This window comes from Acinetobacter sp. WCHA39 (assembly GCF_002165385.1).
GTDB lineage: Bacteria > Pseudomonadota > Gammaproteobacteria > Pseudomonadales > Moraxellaceae > Acinetobacter.
On record NZ_NHRP01000004.1, the window covers coordinates 35,893 to 55,927 of the forward strand.

Annotated in this window: 18 protein-coding genes and 2 pseudogenes; 3 read left to right on the forward strand and 17 right to left on the reverse strand. The window is 37.7% G+C overall.

All coding sequences use genetic code 11. The annotated features are described in order from the left end of the window. Nucleotides 1-13: 13 nt before the first annotated feature. The 12 genes and pseudogenes from atzF to CDG56_RS03000 form a co-directional block, all read right to left on the reverse strand. Nucleotides 14-1,840 (reverse strand): allophanate hydrolase, encoded by a 1,827-nt coding sequence (atzF, locus tag CDG56_RS02945; protein ID WP_087546891.1) that lies wholly within the window; start codon nucleotides 1,838-1,840, stop codon nucleotides 14-16. 344 nt (nucleotides 1,841-2,184) lie between these two features. Then, nucleotides 2,185-2,807: pseudogene (locus CDG56_RS02950) on the reverse strand (class I SAM-dependent methyltransferase). Nucleotides 2,808-2,828: 21 nt separating this feature from the next. Further along, entirely contained in the window at nucleotides 2,829-3,413 is a 585-nt protein-coding gene (locus CDG56_RS02955; RefSeq protein ID WP_087546892.1) for a uracil-DNA glycosylase family protein, read from the reverse strand. Nucleotides 3,414-4,057: 644 nt separating this feature from the next. Then, a complete protein-coding gene (locus CDG56_RS02960; protein ID WP_087546893.1) occupies nucleotides 4,058-4,927 on the reverse strand; it encodes an MBL fold metallo-hydrolase in 870 nt (289 codons plus the stop codon). 11 nt (nucleotides 4,928-4,938) lie between these two features. Beyond that, nucleotides 4,939-5,349: a DUF6691 family protein gene (locus tag CDG56_RS02965; protein ID WP_087546894.1), complete on the reverse strand. Its 411-nt coding sequence runs from the start codon at nucleotides 5,347-5,349 to the stop codon at nucleotides 4,939-4,941. Continuing rightward, nucleotides 5,346-5,765, reverse strand: a complete 420-nt coding sequence (locus CDG56_RS02970) for a YeeE/YedE family protein (protein ID WP_087546895.1) — start codon at nucleotides 5,763-5,765, stop codon at nucleotides 5,346-5,348. The genes CDG56_RS02965 and CDG56_RS02970 overlap by 4 nt, the downstream gene beginning before the upstream one ends. 586 nt (nucleotides 5,766-6,351) lie before the next feature. Then, nucleotides 6,352-6,828 (reverse strand): DUF6438 domain-containing protein, encoded by a 477-nt coding sequence (locus tag CDG56_RS02975; RefSeq protein ID WP_087546896.1) that lies wholly within the window; start codon nucleotides 6,826-6,828, stop codon nucleotides 6,352-6,354. A 159-nt stretch (nucleotides 6,829-6,987) separates the two neighbouring features. Continuing rightward, on the reverse strand, nucleotides 6,988-7,692 hold the full coding sequence (ispD, locus tag CDG56_RS02980; protein WP_087546897.1) for a 2-C-methyl-D-erythritol 4-phosphate cytidylyltransferase: 705 nt from the start codon (nucleotides 7,690-7,692) through the stop codon (nucleotides 6,988-6,990). Then, nucleotides 7,676-8,047: a cell division protein FtsB gene (gene ftsB, locus CDG56_RS02985; RefSeq protein WP_087535795.1), complete on the reverse strand. Its 372-nt coding sequence runs from the start codon at nucleotides 8,045-8,047 to the stop codon at nucleotides 7,676-7,678. Before ftsB ends, ispD begins: the two co-directional genes overlap by 17 nt. A 126-nt stretch (nucleotides 8,048-8,173) precedes the next feature. Then, nucleotides 8,174-9,463 (reverse strand): phosphopyruvate hydratase, encoded by a 1,290-nt coding sequence (gene eno, locus CDG56_RS02990; protein ID WP_005160092.1) that lies wholly within the window; start codon nucleotides 9,461-9,463, stop codon nucleotides 8,174-8,176. Between the two features lie 44 nt (nucleotides 9,464-9,507). Continuing rightward, nucleotides 9,508-10,365 carry a 3-deoxy-8-phosphooctulonate synthase gene (kdsA, locus tag CDG56_RS02995; protein ID WP_087535796.1) on the reverse strand — a complete coding sequence of 286 codons (858 nt, stop codon included), beginning with the start codon at nucleotides 10,363-10,365 and terminating at the stop codon, nucleotides 9,508-9,510. A 33-nt stretch (nucleotides 10,366-10,398) separates the two neighbouring features. Continuing rightward, nucleotides 10,399-12,030, reverse strand: a complete 1,632-nt coding sequence (locus CDG56_RS03000; protein WP_087535797.1) for a CTP synthase — start codon at nucleotides 12,028-12,030, stop codon at nucleotides 10,399-10,401. Between the two features lie 371 nt (nucleotides 12,031-12,401). On the opposite strand from CDG56_RS03000, the gene CDG56_RS03010 reads away from it, so the two are divergent. After that, entirely contained in the window at nucleotides 12,402-12,848 is a 447-nt protein-coding gene (locus CDG56_RS03010; RefSeq protein WP_005160086.1) for a hypothetical protein, read from the forward strand. Between the two features lie 70 nt (nucleotides 12,849-12,918). Here the strand turns inward: CDG56_RS03010 and CDG56_RS03015 are convergent, their stop codons facing one another. The 4 genes from CDG56_RS03015 to CDG56_RS03030 form a co-directional block, all read right to left on the reverse strand. Then, on the reverse strand, nucleotides 12,919-14,007 hold the full coding sequence (locus tag CDG56_RS03015; RefSeq protein ID WP_087546899.1) for a YheT family hydrolase: 1,089 nt from the start codon (nucleotides 14,005-14,007) through the stop codon (nucleotides 12,919-12,921). 19 nt (nucleotides 14,008-14,026) lie between these two features. Continuing rightward, nucleotides 14,027-14,746 carry an SGNH/GDSL hydrolase family protein gene (locus tag CDG56_RS03020; RefSeq protein ID WP_087546900.1) on the reverse strand — a complete coding sequence of 240 codons (720 nt, stop codon included), beginning with the start codon at nucleotides 14,744-14,746 and terminating at the stop codon, nucleotides 14,027-14,029. Nucleotides 14,747-14,776: 30 nt separating this feature from the next. Then, nucleotides 14,777-15,193, reverse strand: a complete 417-nt coding sequence (locus CDG56_RS03025) for a nuclear transport factor 2 family protein (RefSeq protein ID WP_087546901.1) — start codon at nucleotides 15,191-15,193, stop codon at nucleotides 14,777-14,779. Nucleotides 15,194-15,266: 73 nt separating this feature from the next. Next, nucleotides 15,267-17,291, reverse strand: coding sequence for an NADPH-dependent 2,4-dienoyl-CoA reductase (locus CDG56_RS03030; protein ID WP_205666490.1), 2,025 nt, complete (start codon nucleotides 17,289-17,291; stop codon nucleotides 15,267-15,269). Nucleotides 17,292-17,415: 124 nt separating this feature from the next. Here CDG56_RS03030 and CDG56_RS03035 point away from each other — a divergent pair, with 124 nt between their 5' ends. Then, nucleotides 17,416-17,976, forward strand: a complete 561-nt coding sequence (locus tag CDG56_RS03035; RefSeq protein ID WP_087535801.1) for a PadR family transcriptional regulator — start codon at nucleotides 17,416-17,418, stop codon at nucleotides 17,974-17,976. Then, nucleotides 17,976-18,881, forward strand: coding sequence for an alpha/beta fold hydrolase (locus CDG56_RS03040; RefSeq protein WP_087546903.1), 906 nt, complete (start codon nucleotides 17,976-17,978; stop codon nucleotides 18,879-18,881). Before CDG56_RS03035 ends, CDG56_RS03040 begins: the two co-directional genes overlap by 1 nt. A 65-nt stretch (nucleotides 18,882-18,946) precedes the next feature. On the opposite strand, the pseudogene CDG56_RS03045 reads toward CDG56_RS03040, so the two are convergent. Continuing rightward, nucleotides 18,947-19,989, reverse strand: a pseudogene (locus tag CDG56_RS03045) (3-deoxy-7-phosphoheptulonate synthase). Nucleotides 19,990-20,035 lie beyond the last annotated feature (46 nt).

Genomic DNA, 20,035 nt, shown 5'->3' on the forward strand with positions numbered 1-20,035 from the left:
TGATTTCCCCCAATTAATTCGCTGTATTTGCTGCTTGGCTGTTACGATGCTGGATATAAGCTCTCCATCCACCAAAATGACTAATATTCTCTGCATCATCTATGCCATAAGGCTCACAGATAAAACCTTTCACCCAGCGCCCATCTTCTAATTCGACATTGCCCATCCCTAAAGGTGTTGGAATTTCTGCAACAAATTCACCAAATCGAGCAGTTGGAACATCCCAAAGTTCAACGATAATGCTTTGACCATCTTCTTGACGTGCTAAGCCTGGTTTAGGCGGAATCGTGCCGTTTAAGGCATACAGCGCATAATGTTTTGAGGTTTTAGTGGTTTCGATATGTACGGCATCACGTGTGGTGAGCTGAAAATTCAGCGGCATACCTGTTAGATGAGCACCAACGACTGCAACACGAATATGATGTTGCGAAATAGGTGTAGCAGAACTTAAAGGTAGAGCTTTATCCAATGCCCCTAATTTCAGTGCAAGATAGGTTTGCCAAGCTTTGCCAAAATGAACTAATGCTGCATCATGCCAAGCTGGTGCAATTAGAGTGATCCCAAATGGTAAATGGTCAGCCCTAAATCCTGCTGGTAAAGCTAAAGCACTCAAATCTGCCAAGTTGGTAAAGTTAGTGTAGGTTCCTAAATGAGCGTTATATTCAATCGGATTTTTTTCAAGCTGCTCAATGGTATAAATTGTAGATGCGGTTGGAACAATTAAGGCATCAAAGTCAGCCAGTCTTTGTTGGATTTTTCGAGCTAAATCTTGTTTTAAATATTCTGCATTGTAGACATCCACCGCTGAATATTTTTCGCCGTTTTTAATAATTTCTAATACCGTTGGATCAAATGCATCAGGATTGGTTTTCAGTAAATATTCAACGGCTGCGGTACGCTCTGCCACCCATGAACCTTGATATAGTTGCACCGCCAGTTGCTCAAAATCTGCAAAATCAATTCTAGTAATTTCAGCATTTAATGATTCAAGCAATTGAATTGTTTGCTGAAATGCTTTTTCTGATTGCTCATCCCCAAAGAAATTTAGTTTTTCTGGAATGGCAAATTTTAATTTGCTGGAGAAATGCACTGGAACATTCTTTGGATGCTTACGTGAATAACTATCCAATGGATCATAAGATTCTAAAACATTTGCAACCAAGTCTGCATCTGCAACGGTTAAAGCAAAGATCGAAATACAATCTAGACTTTTACATGCAGGCAATAAACCACGATTTGAAAACCGCCCTTTGGTTGGTTTTAGCCCAACAATATTGTTAAATGCCGCTGGTACACGTCCAGAACCTGCGGTATCTGTGCCTAATGCAAATGGGACAAATCCACGAGCAACCACACTTGCTGAACCAGAACTTGAGCCACCACTGACATATTTAGAGTTAAATGTATTTACAACAGCACCAAAAGATGAACGCGTTCCCACCAAGCCTGTCGCAAACTGATCAAGATTAGTTTTACCAATGACAATCGCTCCCGCTTGCTTTAACAAACGTACTGTTTCAGCATCTTCTGCTGCAACAGTAGTTAAAGCTTTACAAGCTGCGGAAGTTACAAACCCTGCAACATCAATATTGTCTTTGACTGCAAATGGAATACCGTAGAGCGGAAATTGCTTGTGTAGTTTCTCTGCATCTTTGGCCATTTCGTTTAACGACTGAATTTGCTGTTCAATCTGTTCTAACGTCGCAATTGAAATCCATGCATTGTCTTGAGGAACAATTGCTGCAACCAAATCTTTTAAAGTATCAAGCTGAATCTCATTTTTCAAATATGCGGTTTGCCACTCTGAAATTGTCCAGCCTAAAGTTTTTATTTCATGCATTTTATGAATCCCATCTTGTATACAAGTTTGAATTTTAAAATGCAGAATCCATGCCAATTTATTTTAAACATATAAATCAGATGTTTATATTATTTTATAGATATACTATTTTTTCTAATTTTCATCTTGGTGCTTAAAAGGCTTTGTTTTAATGCAAATGCTCCATGATTTAGCAAATAGCATTTTTGTTTATCAAAAGTTGCTCAAATTCATATTTAATCAAACCGCTTATTCCTTTGATACATTTACAGAAAGATTGGGTGAAAATCTTAACCAAAATTCCAAAGCCTGTATTCAAGATCAATGATTTTAGATGGATCAAATATCCAAGAATGATGGAAAATCTAATCTAAACGCATTTCAAACAGGCACAGCCCCTCAATTTCTAAAGGCATCTTGATATTTTCAAAAGCTGCTACTTTTAAAGCGTCGATATGCTCCTGTTTGTTCATATAAAGCTGGTCATTTTGCATGGCAAGAGGTGCACATAGATGATCACAAACCAAGTAACAACCTTGAGGTTCTAATAAGGTTGTTACTTTTTTATGAAAATCGGCAGCATATTTTTATGTCGAAGCTCATGCAATGCCTGATGAATGATAATAAAGTCATATTTTTGATTTACAGCATTTTGCCACTCAGGCTCTTTAAAGTTTCCAATGAAATAATTGACTCTTGCCCGTTCAGAGGAGGTTAACTTCTGTTGAGCAAGCTGATGCATAGCCTCAGAAAAATCGAAAGCGGTATATTGAATATTGGGTAATTGCGACAATAAATGTTGCGCTAAAAATCCTGGCCCTGCTCCCAACTCCAGAATATGATCTTGATCAGAAGCATGAGTTCTAATCAAATTGGCATAATAATCAAAGAAATCCTTTCTCCACGGGCGTTTCACATTCGCCGTGTCTTGCCATTCCACAGCATCCTCATAATTGCGTAAGTCGATTGGACTGGCGACATCGTTCATTCATTTCCCCTCCTTTTATAATTAAACCAAACCAATTTGTTGAAAGAACTGTTTGTAAACATCGGCTTTTTTTTCTAGCGCCAATGGATAGGCCCGTGATGATGAAGGCAAGCGATATAAGTTTAGCTCACGATTGTCATAATTCACCTGTACCGATTGACCGATCATGGGCTTGACTGGCTGATCTGGAAAATACTGCATCAGCGTATCTGTGGCCTTGTCTCCCGTTGTCATAATGGTATGGCACATCGGAATTTGCTCAAGCAAAGCTGACAAATCGGTTGGAGTCACAATTTCCAGGAACTTGTCTGAGGCATTGCCCTGCAAGCGTTTAATTTGATAGGCCGTATCAAATATCCCAATTCCAGCTTGAGACAAAAACTCACGGATTTGACTTTCCTTAAAATTTTTATTAGGTAAATCTAAAAAGTGGTTTTTATCACTGAAAAAAATCAGACCAAATATTCTCCACATATCGTTTTGATAGTTTGGATAGTAGAAGTGCATCTTCCACCGATTCTGAGGTGGTGGAAAACTCCCCAGCATCAGCAGTTTTGCATTGCCAGGCAAAAATGGAGTAAGTGGATGTGTTTCTATTTCTATCATCGTGCCGCTAAAAAATACCTGTTCACTAATAATTTAAGCAGCTCAGGATGCAAATTACCACGATAAACATCACCTTTCTATTCTTAGTGTTGATTATCATATCTGTATCAAATTCGCCCCACTTCAAAATAAGAAATTAAATTCTTGTCAAATTGCTTGAGTTGTCACGATTTCCCCACGAACCACTTACCCACACTTTACCATTGTCTAAACATTAAATCCTGTTTTTAAGTTATTGTTTAAGTAGGGATATTTTTATTAGAGAAAATTATGATAACTTTTTCTGGGATGAATTGTTACAGTAGAACGCTTTCTAAAAATTTTGACAAAAACATATCAAAGGAATAAACGGTTATGGATTCTGGATTGATCACACTGTTCTTGCCAATTGCTTTAGCAATTGTTATGGCTGGAATAAAGAAGTTTTGACTAGTTAATTTTCAAATTGAATTTGAAAAACAGCGCATCTATTAATGCGCTGTTTTTATTTCTTTATTGTTAATAAACAAGGTATTGATGTCTAATAATTAATTTAAATTTATGAGATGGTTTTATTCCCTAAATTTTTAAAATTGACTTAGGCTATTTATATAGTTAAGCGAAAAGAATTCTTATTACCAAAAACAAGATTTCCTAAGATAAGTCTAGGATTTGAAATAATTTAGCGGTAATTTAAGATAACGTATTCCATTCGATTCTGGTTCAGGAAAACGTCCTGCATCCATATTGATTTGAATAGACGGTAGAATTAGTTTTGGCATTGTTAATTTTGCATCACGCACCTGACGCATCCGCACAAAATCCTGCTTGGTGGTTGTGGCATTTAAATGAATATTGCCCTGCTTTTGTGCTTGAATACTGGTTTCATACACAAACTCAGTTCTTCCATCAGGCTTATAGTCATGGCAAAGAAAAACGCGAGTCTGTTCAGGTAACTTATAAAGCTGCTGCACAGAGTCATATAAAATTTCCGCACTACCTTTTGGAAAGTCACAACGCGCTGTCCCATAATCAGGCATAAACAATGTATCACCGACAAAAACAGCATCACCAATCACATAACTCAGACAGGCTGGCGTATGGCCTGGAGTTGGAATATTGTAGGCATCCATCTCACCAATCTTAAAATGTTCATGATCCTTAAATAGGTAATCAAAGGTTTGATGGGTATTAAAATATTTAAGATCAATATGATAGATTGCACTAAAAATTTCCTGCACAATTGCAATCTTTTCACTCATGGCAATTTTGCCACCTACCCTGCTTTTTAAATATTGTGAGGCAGTTAGATGATCCGCATGGACATGAGTTTCTAAAATCCACTCCACCTTGAGCTGGTTTTCTTCAATGTATTGAATAATTTCATCTGCACCCTGAGTTGATGTTGAAGCCGATGCCGCATCATAATTCAATACACTGTCAATGATTGCACAAACCTTTGTACCTGGGTCAGTAACCACATAGCTGAATGTATTGGTATCCTGATCAAAGAATGCCTTGACTTGAGGTTGCATAAGTTTGTCTCCTATCGTTCAGCCCAAAAGCGATGGATAAACATTCCCACCAGCATTGCAGCAATAAAATACCAGGCTTGTGAATAACCTAGTCCAATCAATGTAATTGCAGGTGCGGGACAGATTCCGGCAATGCCCCAACCAACTCCAAAAAGACTCGACCCAACTATTAATTTTTTATCAATTTGGGTACTGATTGGTAATGATATTTCTTCACCAAAAATCGTTTTCGGATTTCGAATCGCTTTTTGAAATGGAAGAATCGCCACAATGATTGCACCTATCATCACGAACATCAAACTGATATCCCATTTTCCAAAAATATCAAGAAAACCTAAAACTTTTTCAGGATTAGACATTCCTGAAACCAGCAAGCCTAGCGCAAACAAGCTACCAAATAAAAAAGCAAGTGCATTCTTCATAGCGCAACTCCAAAGATATGACGAATAACATATACAGTTATTATTCCAGCTAACATGAATGTAACTGTAGCAATCATGGAGCGTATAGATAGGCGACTGATCCCGCAGATCCCATGCCCACTTGTACAGCCTGAACCCAAACGAGTACCAAAACCAACCAATAAACCAGCAATAATCAATCCAATTGGAGATGATTTAATAACAATCTCAGGTGTTATAAATATCTGATAAATAAATGGTGTGATCAGTAGCCCCAATAAGAACCACATAGCTGAGCTTCGAACCAATAGCTTGGGTTGTAACACTTGTGCAAGCAGACCACTGATGCCTGTAATACGACCATTCACATATAAATAGCCAACGACTGCAAGCCCTAAAATTCCACCACCGATTAAAGCAGAAATAATGCTAGACATAATTGATCCGCAAAAAAAACATTATATATTTTTATATTATATTATTAAGTATAATAATTAAAGCTCTTTATTGTTACAGAATTTCTATTCAAATTCAGCCAATACCCTCCCAACAAATCAAATAGGAAAATCATTTACAAGATAATTTAACTTGCGTAATTCTGCTTTTTCACCATTTGAAGATTTATATCTGAAATCTGCATTAAAATATGCCTCGATATGCCAGAGTAACAAATAATCTTTAATTTTGCTTTTCCCAGACCATTCGAATTCTAGAGCTAATTTGCCGCATCAAAATATACAATAGCCTGTTTTTCTTGGGTTTTAGGACATGTTGATTTATTTTTTAATGATACCAATTTCAGCTCTCAGTGATTATTCCAATAAAAGATGATTTTTCACAATATCACAGTCGAACACTGGCTTGCTTGAACGCATTGCGGAATGCTTCTACAGCAAGATTAGGAGGATAATCTTCTTCTTACATACTCATTTTCATGATTATAAAAGCTGTCATTTAAGACTCCTCCGCATGGTTCATTCTTATACTTGAGACAAATTTATCTATTTTAGACTCTCATGGACATTAGCGTACTAAATCTTCGATACCAATCAATTTAGGAAGCTTATCAATCAGTTTATTTAATTCTATATTTGCTGGTGAAATACAACCAGTATAGTGACTTAATTTCGTTGTTGTTTCATCTGGTCTAATCCAAACAAAATATGCACTCGGTTGATCAGTTGCCGTTTGCTGACAGCCAATTGTTTTAAAGTTTGCACCTGTTTCTGGACGATAAGTTTTCAACTCCTGTTGTAATTTTTTATATACCGAAGGATCTATTGTTAACGTCTGAGTACCCGTCACTTTAGTATATTGCTTACCATTGAAATTCACTGTTCCAGAAGGTGAGATTTCTACCGAATAAATTGGACAAGCACCAAAACATGGACTAGATGAATAGCGAATGGTTTCCTGCACCGCATCCTGAGCTTGTGGTGGTGTAGACGCACAACCGACTAATGTGAAAGTAAAAAGACTTGCGATTAATAATTTTTTCATTTGTTGATCCGTTATAAAGTATGTTGTTCAAATTTAACAAACAGTGAAATTGTTGTCATTTATATTGATGTTAAAATATTGATATTGCATTAAGCTTACTTAGGCTATTTAAGATTTGCTATCAGCTCAACCATGCATTGAGTTATAGGCCAAAATCAATTAATAAGAGTTTTGTGATTGCAGAATCAGTCGAGCCAATTCCAAATCATCAGGATAAGTAATTTTAATATTGTCTGAACGACCTTGTACTACTTGTACAGGAAAATCAGCGTATTCTAATGCACTTGATTCATCAGTAATCGTCAAGTGATCTATCAATGCTGTTTCAAGCGCATTTTTTAATATTTTTAATTTTGCGATCTGTGGCGTTTGTGCTTGCCACAACAACTCGCGACTTACAGTTTTTTCAATCTGATGTTCAACACGCACTTGTTTTAAAGTATCACGTACTGGAATAGCCAAAATTGCACTTTGATTATGTTTTATTGCAGAATTAACCAATTGCTCTAAATTAGCACGCGTAACACAAGGACGGGCTGCATCATGCACCAATACCCAATCATTTTCATCCGCAATATCAGATAAATAAATCAGTGCGTTTAATACAGAATGAACCCGCTCTGCACCGCCTAAGCAAAAATGTAATTTCTCTTTATGATCAAAAGAAAGTGTTCTAGCAAAATTATCATTCTCACCAATTGCAAGTACACAACCCGCTAAATCCAATGTATTTAATCGATTAACTGTATGCTCAAGTACAGTACGATTTTGAATATATTGATATTGTTTTAATTCAGTTTTTGAAAAACGACTGCCTGAACCTGCGGCTGGAACAACAGCCCACAGCTTAGTCTGGGTTTTCATTGGTTGCTGTATCTATTTTTGCATTTGGATCGATATAAATTGGTTTGTAATGGGTACTGATGGTACTCATTTGCACAAAAGTTTCATTTGGCTTGATTAAACCTAAATCTAAGCGTGCATGTTCTTCAATCGCTTCCGTTCCATTTTTTAAGTCGAAAACTTCGGCTGCTAAAATACGATTGCGCTCTTTAAGCTCCGTATTTACTTCTGCTTGTTGCTTAATCTGTTGAGTCAAGGCTTGATGAGGAAAATACCCTCCCTCACCTAGCCAAAATTGATACTGTAAACTTGCCACCAAAAAGATGACAAGTAACAGAATCAATTTACTCGAGGTCGATCGAAACATCTCTATCATGAAAAATTCCCTACATCCTTCTTACAAGGAAGATCACCTGTAAATTCTATATGATTATGAATTTGCAGAGTTTCTGTCTTTTGTAAAGAAAGATGATCAGAAGTATTCAACATAGATAAATTGACCTTAGTTTAGACCTTTGAATTCAGCTTTACCGCGGTAAGCTGCATTCGTTAATTCTTCGATACGAAGCAATTGGTTATATTTCGCTACGCGGTCAGAACGGCAAAGTGAACCCGTCTTGATTTGACCAGCTGCCGTACCTACTGCCAAGTCAGCAATCGTTGAATCTTCAGTTTCACCTGAACGGTGTGAGATTACCGTGCTATAACCATTTGCTTTCGCAAGATAGATTGCATCTAAAGTCTCAGTCAATGTACCAATCTGGTTATATTTGATCAGAATAGAGTTACCGACTTTCTCATTAATGCCGCGTTGTAAAATCTTAGGATTAGTTACGAATAAATCGTCGCCAACCAATTGGATTTTGTCACCAAGGATTGATGTTAAGTAGCTCCAACCTTCCCAATCAGACTCATCAAGACCATCTTCAATCGAGATGATTGGGTATTGATTTACAAGACCAGCTAAATAATCAGAGAATTGGTTGCTTGTGAATGCTTTATTGCCTTCACCTGCAAGAATATATTGACCATTTTTGTAAAATTCTGAAGATGCACAGTCAAGTGCCAACATAATGTCAGAACCCGCTTTGTAACCCGTTTGACCAATCGCTTCAAGAATAACAGTGATTGCTTCTTCATTTGAACGCAAGTTCGGAGCAAAACCACCTTCATCACCTACAGCAGTGTTTAAACCTTTTTTGTTTAAAACTGATTTTAGAGAATGGAAGATTTCAGCACCTGCACGTAATGCTTCAGAGAATGAAGTGAAACCAACTGGCTCAATCATGAACTCTTGAATATCAACGTTATTGTCGGCATGTGAACCACCATTAATGATGTTCATCATTGGTACAGGCATGCTCAAAGTTGTTTGACCACGCAAGTCTGCGATGTATTGGAAAAGAGGAATTTTCTTTTCAGTAGCAGCAGCGCGAGCAGCAGCCAAAGAAACAGCTAGAGTTGCGTTAGCACCTAGTTTTTCTTTGTTTTCAGTACCATCAAGCTCGATCATCGTGTTATCGATGTCTTTTTGTTCAAATACTGATTTACCCACTAAAGCATCACGGATTAAAGTGTTTACGTTATTAACCGCATTTTTAACACCTTTACCTAAATAGCGTGCTTTGTCACCATCACGAAGTTCTAAAGCTTCACGAGAACCAGTCGAAGCACCAGATGGTGCACATGCACGACCCACAACCCCAGATTCTAAAATAACGTCTGCTTCGATGGTTGGGTTACCACGAGAGTCCAAAATTTCACGTGCGCGGATGTCAACGATTTGGCTCATGAACAATTCCTCTGTTGAATGAAAATAAGATGTAAACAATTACATCAATGGGTATCTAACTTTTTGAATCCTTTAACTAAAGTATCCAATTCTTTTAATTGCGCCAAGAATGGCTCAAGCTGAGATAAACGCAAAGCACACGGTCCATCACATTTTGCGATTTCAGGTTCTGGATGTGCTTCCAAGAACAGACCCGCTAAACCTGTTGCCATACCTGCACGCGCTAAAGTCGTGATTTGAGCACGGCGACCACCCGCAGAATCAGCACGACCACCAGGCGTTTGCAATGCGTGGGTGACATCAAAAAATACAGGTACATTCATTTCTTTCATGATGTCAAAGCCAAGCATATCTACAACCAAGTTGTTATAACCAAATGCTGAACCACGTTCACAAAGAATGAGTTTGTCATTTCCTGCTTCCAAACACTTATGCAAAATATGGCGCATTTCGTGTGGTGCTAAGAATTGTGCTTTTTTGATATTGATAATGGCTTGAGTTTTTGCCATTGCTTCAACAAGATCAGTCTGGCGACTTAAGAAAGCTGGGAGTTGGATAATGTCCGCAACTTCAGCAACAGGCGCTGCTTGGTAAGGTTCATGAACGTCCGTAATAATTGGCACATTAAAATGTTTTTTAATGTCCGCAAGCCATTCAATCCCTTTTTCTAAACCAGGACCGCGAAAAGAATTCAAACTTGAACGGTTTGCTTTATCAAAGCTTGCCTTAAATACATAAGGAATATCTAAGCGTTTGCAAATATCGACATAAGTTTCAGCAATTTCAAATGCTAAATCTTTTGACTCTAGTACGTTCATTCCGCCAAATAATACAAATGGCAAATGATTTGCCATTTGTATATCGCCTAAACGTACAACTTCTTGTGGTTTTAATTGTGACATTCAAACTTTCCCAGTTTATTTAAAACTTAGTACTTACTTTTGATGCTGTTTTTTTGCAGCTTCAATAAAGCTAGCAAATAATGGATGACCATCACGTGGCGAGCTTGTAAATTCTGGGTGGAATTGTACAGCAATAAACCAAGGATGTTCAGGAATTTCTACAGTTTCAACCAAATGTTGTACTGATGAATAACCTGAAATTTTCATTCCTGCTTCTTCAAGCGCTGGAATAAAACGATCATTCATTTCATAGCGATGACGGTGACGCTCTGTAATTTCAGCTTTACCATAGACTGCACGTGTTTTTGTGCCTTCAACTAGTTCAGACTTTTGTGCACCCAAACGCATCGTACCGCCAAGATCCGACTCAAGACTGCGTTGTTGTAATTCACCACGTTCATCTAACCATTCAGTAATTAAACCAATGAGTGGATACTTAGTTGAGCGATTGAATTCAGTTGAACTCGCTTCAGGCATACCTGCAACATTGCGTGCATACTCAATCACAGCCAACTGCATACCTAAACAAATCCCTAGGAATGGAATCTTGTTTTCACGTGCATATTGAATAGCTTTCATCTTGCCTTCAGTACCACGCTCACCGAAACCACCTGGTACTAAAATCGCATCAGCAGTGCTCAAAATACTCATATCTTGCTGTTCAAGGTCTTCCGCATTCACGTAGTCAATCTGAACTTTAACGCGATTTTGAATACCTGCATGTAAAAGTGCTTCATTTACAGATTTATAAGCATCTGGTAATTCAACATATTTACCGACCATCGCAACACGAACCGTGTATTCAGGGTTCAATAATGCTTCTACAACATTATCCCAATCTTCAAGATTTGCTTCTGGAAGGTCGTTGTAACCAAAACGTTCACAAATTAAATCGTCAACATTTTGTTCGTAGAATGTACGTGGAATTTGATAAATTGTTTTTGCATCTTTACAGACGACAACGGCACGCGCTTCAACATTGGTGAACAATGCAATTTTACGTTTAGTATCAACATCAACATCATATTCAGTACGGCAGATTAAGATATCTGGCTGAATACCGATCGAAAGAAGTTCTTTAACTGAATGTTGAGTTGGCTTGGTTTTAAGTTCAGCAGCAGATTTGATATATGGTAATAATGTCAAGTGCATCAACATGGTACGTTTATGACCAAGCTCTACCATCAACTGACGTACTGATTCCATAAAAGGAAGTGATTCGATATCACCAACAGTACCACCAATCTCAACGATTGCAACGTCGTAGCCTTCACCTGCGCGAAGTACACGTTCTTTAATATTATCTGTAATATGTGGAATAACTTGAACCGTACCACCTAAGTAATCACCACGACGTTCTTTATTCAAAACGTCCTGATAGACACGACCACTGGTAAAGTTATTCAGTTTGGTCATTTTCGCACGACGTAAGAAACGTTCGTAATATCCCAAATCTAAGTCAGTTTCAGCACCATCCTCTGTGACGAAAACTTCACCGTGCTGAAATGGGCTCATGGTACCTGGATCGACATTAATGTATGGATCCATTTTTACCATAGTGACTTTCAAGCCACGAGCTTCCAAAAGTGCGGCAACAGAAGCAGCAGAAATACCTTTACCTAGTGATGAAACCACACCACCAGTGACAAAAATAAAATGGGTCATTGAGTTTCTCGTACAATCGAGCCGAAATCGGCCTACAATGTTGGGCAATTTTACTGTACTCTGCCCCTATAAAGCAAAGTCAAACCGCATCAATTCAAAGAACTATAAACAACTGACTATTCTATCAGCATTTTCAATAAAAATTTATGGGGTTTGTGGATATTTCATCCATAAATTACGTTTAATGTTTAAAAACAATTTTAGATCAGAAATAAATTCATTTGAAGATTTTGACCATATTACAATTTCAACAGATACACTGATGCAAGCATTTATAAAATATCAACAAGCTCAATAAATCCTAGGGATTTTTTCATTTAATTTTACTGCTATAATCACTGGCATCTTTCATTCAATATGTAGCTTTAACAATGGCGAATAAAAAACTTTTAATCTGTGCTGCACTTGCAACTGGTCTATTACTTACTGCTTGTGTCAAAAAAGAAGAGCCAAAAAATGAAGAACCATCAGAACAAACTTCTGAAACACAAACGACTCAAGCAGCATCTCAACCACAACAAAACCAAGAATTTCAGCCTTTGGAAAGCGTAGATAAACCAGCAACGCCAGCTCCAGTGATTGAGATGAGTCGAGAAGAAACGCCAAATACAACTACAGAAATTCGTCGTGAAACTCGCCCAGCTCAAACAGCAGAAGAGACAACAACGGCACAAGCTGAACAACCAAAACCTGCGCAAACTGAGCAGAAACCAGCAAAAGTTGAACAACCTAAAGCCGTCAAACCCGCTCCAGCACAAACTGAAGACGATGCGGTTGCTGCAGCGATTGCGGCAGCAACACCTGCATTAAATAATTAATTTATTTAACCTCTCAAAAAAGCCATGAGTCGTTGTAAAGCGACTGGTGGCTTTTTTTATAGCCTAGAAATTAGGAGTAGTGTTTAAAAAAGTCTGCCATCAGTCGTGATGCCCACGATTTCACTTCTAAACTTTCGTAAAAACCACAGTGACTTCCTTTTTTTGTTGTAACTACAGCAATATTTTCCATTTGCTGAATAACTTCTTTATAAGGTTCTAAGTTTTTAATTGAACAAACAGGATCATCTTCTGCATTCAGTACCATCAATGGAATTTTAATATTCTCCAATACATAAATTGGATTAATTGCTTTACAGTAACTTTGATAATCGTCAAAACCTACCATCTCGAAATATTCTTTCTCAAAGGCTTCTAAGTTTGTTGTTGCTAATACCTTTTTCAGCGAAGCAACCTGATTCCATGTATTTTCATAAGGGTAAATAAAGTATTTGAATAATTTTTTAGTCATCATTTTGCTATAAAAAGGATGTACATTTTTAAAGCCAATTTCAGTGTTATAGCCAGGACACATTGCAAAAGCTGCTTTAAATGGTGTGTCTAAGCCTTGCTCACCAAGATAACGTACTAAAAGTCCTGTTCCTGCTGACGAACCTACTGCATACAAATCTGATTTTGGAAAAAGAGTTTGAATATGGTTCAGTTGCTCTCGTAAATCGTCAGTCAAGCCAAAAAGAGAAATGCGAGGTACTGGCATAGGTAAACCTGCATGTCCACGGCGTAAACAAAGTGCAATCCGCCAACCCGTATATGCATGTAAGTCTTTAACAAGTTCACGCATACTTTCTGGCGTACCTGTAATCGTATGCATAATTACGATTGTAGGCGTTTCGGCCGGAAGATTATAGCTATACCATGCAACTGCAGTAACCCCACCATCTTGCATGATGAGTTGGTCAATGCGATCATATTCAAGCTTAATTGTTTTTTTTCTAATGATATCAAAATATAAAAGATGTACATGAGTATTACTAAGCCAAGGTGTTGGACGATACTTTTTCTTTAACTGAGGTAATTTTTCCAAAACGTCTTTTATTTTTCCTTTCGGGTCATAGTACATTTTGGGTTGCTCAGCACCAAGTACAGAATCAAGCAGCTCAGAGCCTAACACTTTAATTTTATCTAAAGCAGATATACCCATATTCAATAAAAACCTCTATCTAACCACGAGTAAATGTTTGTCGCACCAATGTCGCGACCTGTTGCCCCCAAATAGCATAGATTTCTTTACTTGGATGAAAGCCATCACTTGCCATAGATAAATTCATCGCCTGAAAATTTTTAATATCGTATTCAATAAATCTAAATTGTGGCTGTGGGGCTAACCACTGTTTTAATGTTTGATTCATTTGTTCTGCATATTGTCCAAATAACCATGCTAATGGATTGGGTAATGCAGGAAAATGCTGCATTGGCGGGACTCCAGACACAATAATCAATTTTGGCTGAAAATGATTTTGTATTTGAGTAAATAATTGTTTTTGTTGTTTTATCCAAGTTTTAGCAGAAATTAATTTAGTCACATCATTGACACCAACTGAAGTGACGACTACATCATATTTTTTGGGTTCTAATTGTTGGATCGCTTGATAAACTTGTTTTGTTGTATCACCAGTTTTTGCATGCAATTTCCAGTCCAACAAATATTCTCTTTTTAATTCTGAAATAATCGCACCAGATAAAGCATCTTGCTGGGTCTCAACACCAACCCCAGCTGCTGCCGAATCACCTAAAATGAGTAAAGAGAGTGGCTGTCCTTGTCCAATAAGACCATCACGGTCACCACTCGCTTCTAAAAGTCGTGGTGTGTTTTTACGAACCTTCAAACCTTGTATTACAACTACAGGTAATAATGCAAAAGTTGAAAGTTTTAACCACATATTAATGATCTCAATATTGCTTAGGCTATTTTACTGAGATGCGTTTGGCTGATATTGTGCGAAGCGTGCACCCATTTTTTCTGCCAATGCGGCCAAACCACTCATCGGGCGAATCATGACTTCAAAATCAATGATTTTTCCCTGTGCATTAAAACGAACCATATCAATACCTTTAAGCGATTTTCCACTTACATTAGCACTGAACTCCAACACGACATTTTCACAATCTTCAGTGTAGAACTCACGGTGATAAGTAAAGTTTTCAAACACCTGAATCACATTCGTTAAAATGAAGAAAACTACACGTTTTCCCTCATAAGGCTTAAAAGCAACAGGTGAACGAAATACCACATCGTCAGCTAATAACTCATTTAAATTTGAAAGGTCACCTGTTTTGATCATCTGATGCCATTTTTCTAACGCTTGCTTAGTTGTTTCGATTGTCATTGTAATTTCCTTATATTCTAAGCTAATGAAGTTTGAGACATTCTCCTAACACAGAGAATGTCTCATCTTTTATTTATAGAACTGCTGCTAACTCAGCACCTTGACGAATCGCACGTTTAGCATCTAATTCACCCGCTTCCTTCGCACCACCAATCAAGTGAACATTCTTACCATCTGCTTTAAGTTGATCGAACATTGCTGTATATGATTCTTGACCAGCACAAATCACAACATTATCAACCTCTAAAACTGTGGTCTGACCATCTACAGTAATATGTAAACCTTGATCATCCACTTTGTCATAACTCGCACCAGCAATCATTTTGACATCGCGATGTTTTAAGCCTGTACGGTGAATCCAACCAGTCGTTTTACCTAATCCAGCACCAACAGCTGCTGTTTTACGTTGTAATAAGTAAATCTCACGTTCAGATTTCTCTAGCTCAGGTTGCTTTAAACCACCTACATGGGCATAACTCGTATCAATACCCCACTCCGCATAGAATTTTTCAGGGTTCAAACTACCGCTATCACCTTCATGGGTTAAATATTCCGCTGTATCAAAACCAATACCACCAGCACCAATAATCGCAACACGCTTACCGACTGGAACACGCTCTTTTAATACTTGGATGTAGCTCAATACTTTTGGATGATCAATACCTTCAAATTGTAATTGACGCGGTGTTACCCCTGTTGCAACAACAATCTCATCATAATTCGCTTGGCTGAGTTCTTCATAAGTCACTGTATGATTAAGTACTAGCTCAATATTTGGCTGTAACTCAATCTGACGTTTGAAATAGCGTAAAGTTTCGTAAAATTCTTCTTTACCAGGAATGGTTTTCGCAATATTAAACTGACCACCAATCTGATTATTTGAATCAAACACTTTAACTTTATGGCCACGACTCGCTGCATATGTTGCAAAACTTAGACCCGCTGGACCTGCGCCAATTACTGCAATATTTTTTATTGTATTTGTTTCTTTAAAAATCAGCTCAGTTTCATAACATGCACGTGGATTGACTAAGCATGTAGCAATTTTCATCGAGAAAATATGATCTAAGCATGCTTGGTTACAACCAATACAGGTATTGATTTCGTCACTACGACCTTCACTCGCTTTCAATACAAAATCTGGATCAGCCAACATTGGGCGAGCCATCGAAATCATATCTGCATGACCTGAAACCAGTACATGTTCAGCCATTTCAGGTGTGTTGATACGATTCGATGTGATTAACGGAATTGAAACTGAGCCTTTTAGCTTTTCAGTTACCCAGGTAAATGCAGCACGTGGTACTTTCGTTGCAATCGTTGGAATACGTGCTTCGTGCCAACCAATCCCTGTATTGATAATGGTTGCACCTGCTTTTTCAATTTCTTTAGCAAGTTGTACAACTTCTTCTAAACTTGAACCACCTTCGACTAAATCAAGCATCGATAAACGATAAATAATAATAAAGTTTTCACCAACTAAGTCACGAGTACGTTTAACGATTTCAATAGGAAAGCGGATACGATTTTCATAACTACCGCCCCATTCGTCATCACGGTGATTGGTACGAGCAGCAATGAATTCATTGATCAAGTAACCTTCTGAGCCCATGATTTCAACGCCATCATAACCTGCATATTGTGCAAGCTTGGCACAGTTTGCAAAATCATCAATCGTTTGCTGAACTTCTGCTGAACTTAATGCTTTTGGTTTAATCGGATTGATTGGTGCTTGAATCGCTGATGGCGCAACAATATTTGCTTGATAAGAATAGCGCCCTGTATGCAAAATTTGCATTGCGATTTTTCCACCAGCCTCATGTACAGCTTGGGTAATCACTTTATGTTTTTCTGCTTCTTCTATTGAATCTAATTTTGTACCATGCGCAAATACAACACCATCATCATTTGGAGAAACACCGCCAGTTACAATCAGACTTACACCACCTTTGGCACGTTCCGCATAAAATGCAGCCATACGTTCATAGCCTTGAGGCGCTTCCTCTAAACCAATATGCATAGAGCCCATAAGCACACGGTTCTTTAATGTGGTAAAACCCAAGTCAAGTGGTTGTAATAAATGTGGATAAGCTGACATGTTTTCTCCTTTGGCTAGCAATCTGCTTGCTAATGCAACTTGTTGCATAAAGTTATAAACAAGATTTGATTTTTATGCAACATATTGCATAATTCTGATGAGTCATTTTTTATTACGGATCATCATGTCACTTGCCCATGTTTTATTGACGAGCTTATTAGAGAAACCAAGTACAGGTTTTGATTTAGCTCGTCGTTTTGACCGTTCAATGGGCTTCTTTTGGAACGCGACTCATCAGCAAATTTACCGCGAACTTAATGGAATGCTGAAAAAAGGATGGATTTCTACATTAGAAGAACAAGCTGCCAATAGCCGTAAAAAAACTTATCAAGTTGAACAACTAGGCAGAATAGAACTTGCTGCATGGATTCAACAACAAAGCGAGCCTGCTCAACTTCGTGATGACCTCATGGTTAGATTAAGAGCAGAAGCACAGCTTGGCGGCAATAATATTTTGCCTGAACTTGAACGACATCTAGAACTTCATAAAGAAAAACTTAGTCTTTATCAAACAATCCATGACAAAGACTTTAAAAATAATGAACCTACTAATCGTGTCTTATTTATTCATAAAATGATTCTAGAACTCGGTATCATTAAAGAAATCGAATGGATAAGATGGTTAGAACAAATGATTCCTCAGCTTCAAAAGTTCGAACAAACAAACGAAATTGGAGAAAAATAATGCCGTTTTATATCATGCCTGACCAAGAAAAATTATTTGTACGTCGTGTGGGTGAAGGTGAACCTGTACTCGTACTTTCAGGACTAGGTATGCAAAGTTGGCAATGGCTTCCTTTTTTATTTGCAAGTCGCAAAAAATACGAATTTATTATTCCAGATTGGCGTGGTTTTGGTGGTTCAAAAGATTGTGCTATACCAAATACCGATGCCATTTCGAGTCATTGGAATGATATAGATGCACTTATTAAACAATTAAAATTAGACCAATTTATCCTGATCGGTTATTCCATGGGTGCAACCACAGCCATGCATGGTATGAAACATGCTGATTTAGGGTCAAAACTCAAAGCCTATTTACATATCGATCAAACGCCAAAGATTTCGGTCGATGAAACTTGGCAGTATGGGTTATTTGGTCAGAAACATTTGCAATTTAAAAACTTACTCCTTGATATTCAAACTTTATTATTGGAATACAAAGACGCTGTAATACTGGAAGATTTACCCAAAGAAATACGTTTTAAGCTAGTCAGTTTATGGGTTGGATTCATTGAGTTTCAAAGCAGCAACAGTTACAGCCCTAAAATTTTCAAACTCGCATTACATCGCCCATTCTTACAAAAGTATTTACTCCCAATTCAACGCCTAGATTACTTGCTTTGGTATGTAGAGAACTATTTAAATCACGATGAAGATTATCGTGAAGCAATCAGTTATGTTGATTGTCCAACAACCTTCTTTATTGGTCGTGAATCTACGCTTTACCCTGAAACAGGACAAACACTGATTGCGAACTCATTAAGCAATGCAACAGCCGTTTACTTTGAGCGTTCTGGGCATACACCACTAATTACTGAACCTAGAAAATTTAGTCAGGAAATTGGCAATTTTTTACGAGAAACATAATTTTACTTAGGCTATTTTTCACCTAAAAATAGCCAGCTTACTTATAAACTGGCTATTAAACTAATTTAATGACTTCTCATCTGCTCGGCCACATCCAGCAATAATTGTTCAGTTTTATCCCAACCTAAACAGCCATCTGTCACAGACTGGCCATAAGTCATATTGCAAGAAATTTTTTGATTGCCATCAACCAAATGACTCTCAAGCATTACACCACGAACTTTCGATTCTGCTCTTTCCGCAATAATCTGCTTTAAAACATTCGGTTGTTGTAATGGGTCTTTGCCACTATTGCCATGACTACACAATCAATCACCAGTGCCGGTAATTGCTTATGTTTGAAATGCATGGCTTGGATCGAAGCTAAATCATAATTAGTTCCATGATTTGAACCACGTAAAATCAAATGTGGTAAAGGATTTCCATTGCTATGCAAAATTGCAGGTAAACCTTGTTGGGTCATACCTAAGAATTGATGACCATGCAGTGCAGACTGAATCGCATCCAAAGCAATTTGGATTGAACCATCTGTACCATTTTTGAAGCCGATACTGTACGGCATATGGCTAGAAATTTCACGATGAATCTGTGATTCACTGGTGCGTGCACCTATTGCACCCCAAGCCAGTAAATCATCAAAATAACCTGTTGCCATTGGGCTTAAAATTTCGCTGGCAATCGGCAAGCCTTTTTCGATGAGTTGTAAGTAAAGTGCACGAGACTTTTCTAAACCAAGTTGTAAATCTGATGATCCATCTAAATTTGGATCATATAAGAAACCTTTCCAACCCACGGTAGTACGCGGTTTTTCAATATATGCACGCATCACCAAGAATATTTGATCTTTTACTTGTTCTTGTAGTTGTTGGAGGCGATCAGCGTATTCGAGTACCGCGATAGGATCATGAATCGAACAAGGACCCGTAATCACCATTAAGCGATGATCATGTCCAGATAAAATATTCTGAATCGTTTGGCGATGTTTTGAAATTTGCTGCGCTAAAGTTGCAGACAAGGGATACTGTGCTTTGAGTTGTGATGGCAAGCTAAGTATTGATTCTTTTGAATGAGTGTGTGGTTGTGTCAAAGCAGTATTTAAAGCATTCATTTTCAATTCCTTTGGACTGACCTTTTTCGCAGTCCTATCATTTATT

Coding starts and splice junctions, on each gene's coding strand:
- atzF (WP_087546891.1), bottom strand. CDS start 1,840: ATGCATGAAATAAAAACTTTAGGCTGGACAATTTCAGAGTGGCAAACC.
- CDG56_RS02955 (WP_087546892.1), bottom strand. CDS start 3,413: ATGATAGAAATAGAAACACATCCACTTACTCCATTTTTGCCTGGCAAT.
- CDG56_RS02960 (WP_087546893.1), bottom strand. CDS start 4,927: ATGCAACCTCAAGTCAAGGCATTCTTTGATCAGGATACCAATACATTC.
- CDG56_RS02965 (WP_087546894.1), bottom strand. CDS start 5,349: ATGAAGAATGCACTTGCTTTTTTATTTGGTAGCTTGTTTGCGCTAGGC.
- CDG56_RS02970 (WP_087546895.1), bottom strand. CDS start 5,765: ATGTCTAGCATTATTTCTGCTTTAATCGGTGGTGGAATTTTAGGGCTT.
- CDG56_RS02975 (WP_087546896.1), bottom strand. CDS start 6,828: ATGAAAAAATTATTAATCGCAAGTCTTTTTACTTTCACATTAGTCGGT.
- ispD (WP_087546897.1), bottom strand. CDS start 7,692: ATGAAAACCCAGACTAAGCTGTGGGCTGTTGTTCCAGCCGCAGGTTCA.
- ftsB (WP_087535795.1), bottom strand. CDS start 8,047: ATGATAGAGATGTTTCGATCGACCTCGAGTAAATTGATTCTGTTACTT.
- eno (WP_005160092.1), bottom strand. CDS start 9,463: ATGAGCCAAATCGTTGACATCCGCGCACGTGAAATTTTGGACTCTCGT.
- kdsA (WP_087535796.1), bottom strand. CDS start 10,365: ATGTCACAATTAAAACCACAAGAAGTTGTACGTTTAGGCGATATACAA.
- CDG56_RS03000 (WP_087535797.1), bottom strand. CDS start 12,030: ATGACCCATTTTATTTTTGTCACTGGTGGTGTGGTTTCATCACTAGGT.
- CDG56_RS03010 (WP_005160086.1), top strand. CDS start 12,402: ATGGCGAATAAAAAACTTTTAATCTGTGCTGCACTTGCAACTGGTCTA.
- CDG56_RS03015 (WP_087546899.1), bottom strand. CDS start 14,007: ATGGGTATATCTGCTTTAGATAAAATTAAAGTGTTAGGCTCTGAGCTG.
- CDG56_RS03020 (WP_087546900.1), bottom strand. CDS start 14,746: ATGTGGTTAAAACTTTCAACTTTTGCATTATTACCTGTAGTTGTAATA.
- CDG56_RS03025 (WP_087546901.1), bottom strand. CDS start 15,193: ATGACAATCGAAACAACTAAGCAAGCGTTAGAAAAATGGCATCAGATG.
- CDG56_RS03030 (WP_205666490.1), bottom strand. CDS start 17,291: ATGTCAGCTTATCCACATTTATTACAACCACTTGACTTGGGTTTTACC.
- CDG56_RS03035 (WP_087535801.1), top strand. CDS start 17,416: ATGTCACTTGCCCATGTTTTATTGACGAGCTTATTAGAGAAACCAAGT.
- CDG56_RS03040 (WP_087546903.1), top strand. CDS start 17,976: ATGCCGTTTTATATCATGCCTGACCAAGAAAAATTATTTGTACGTCGT.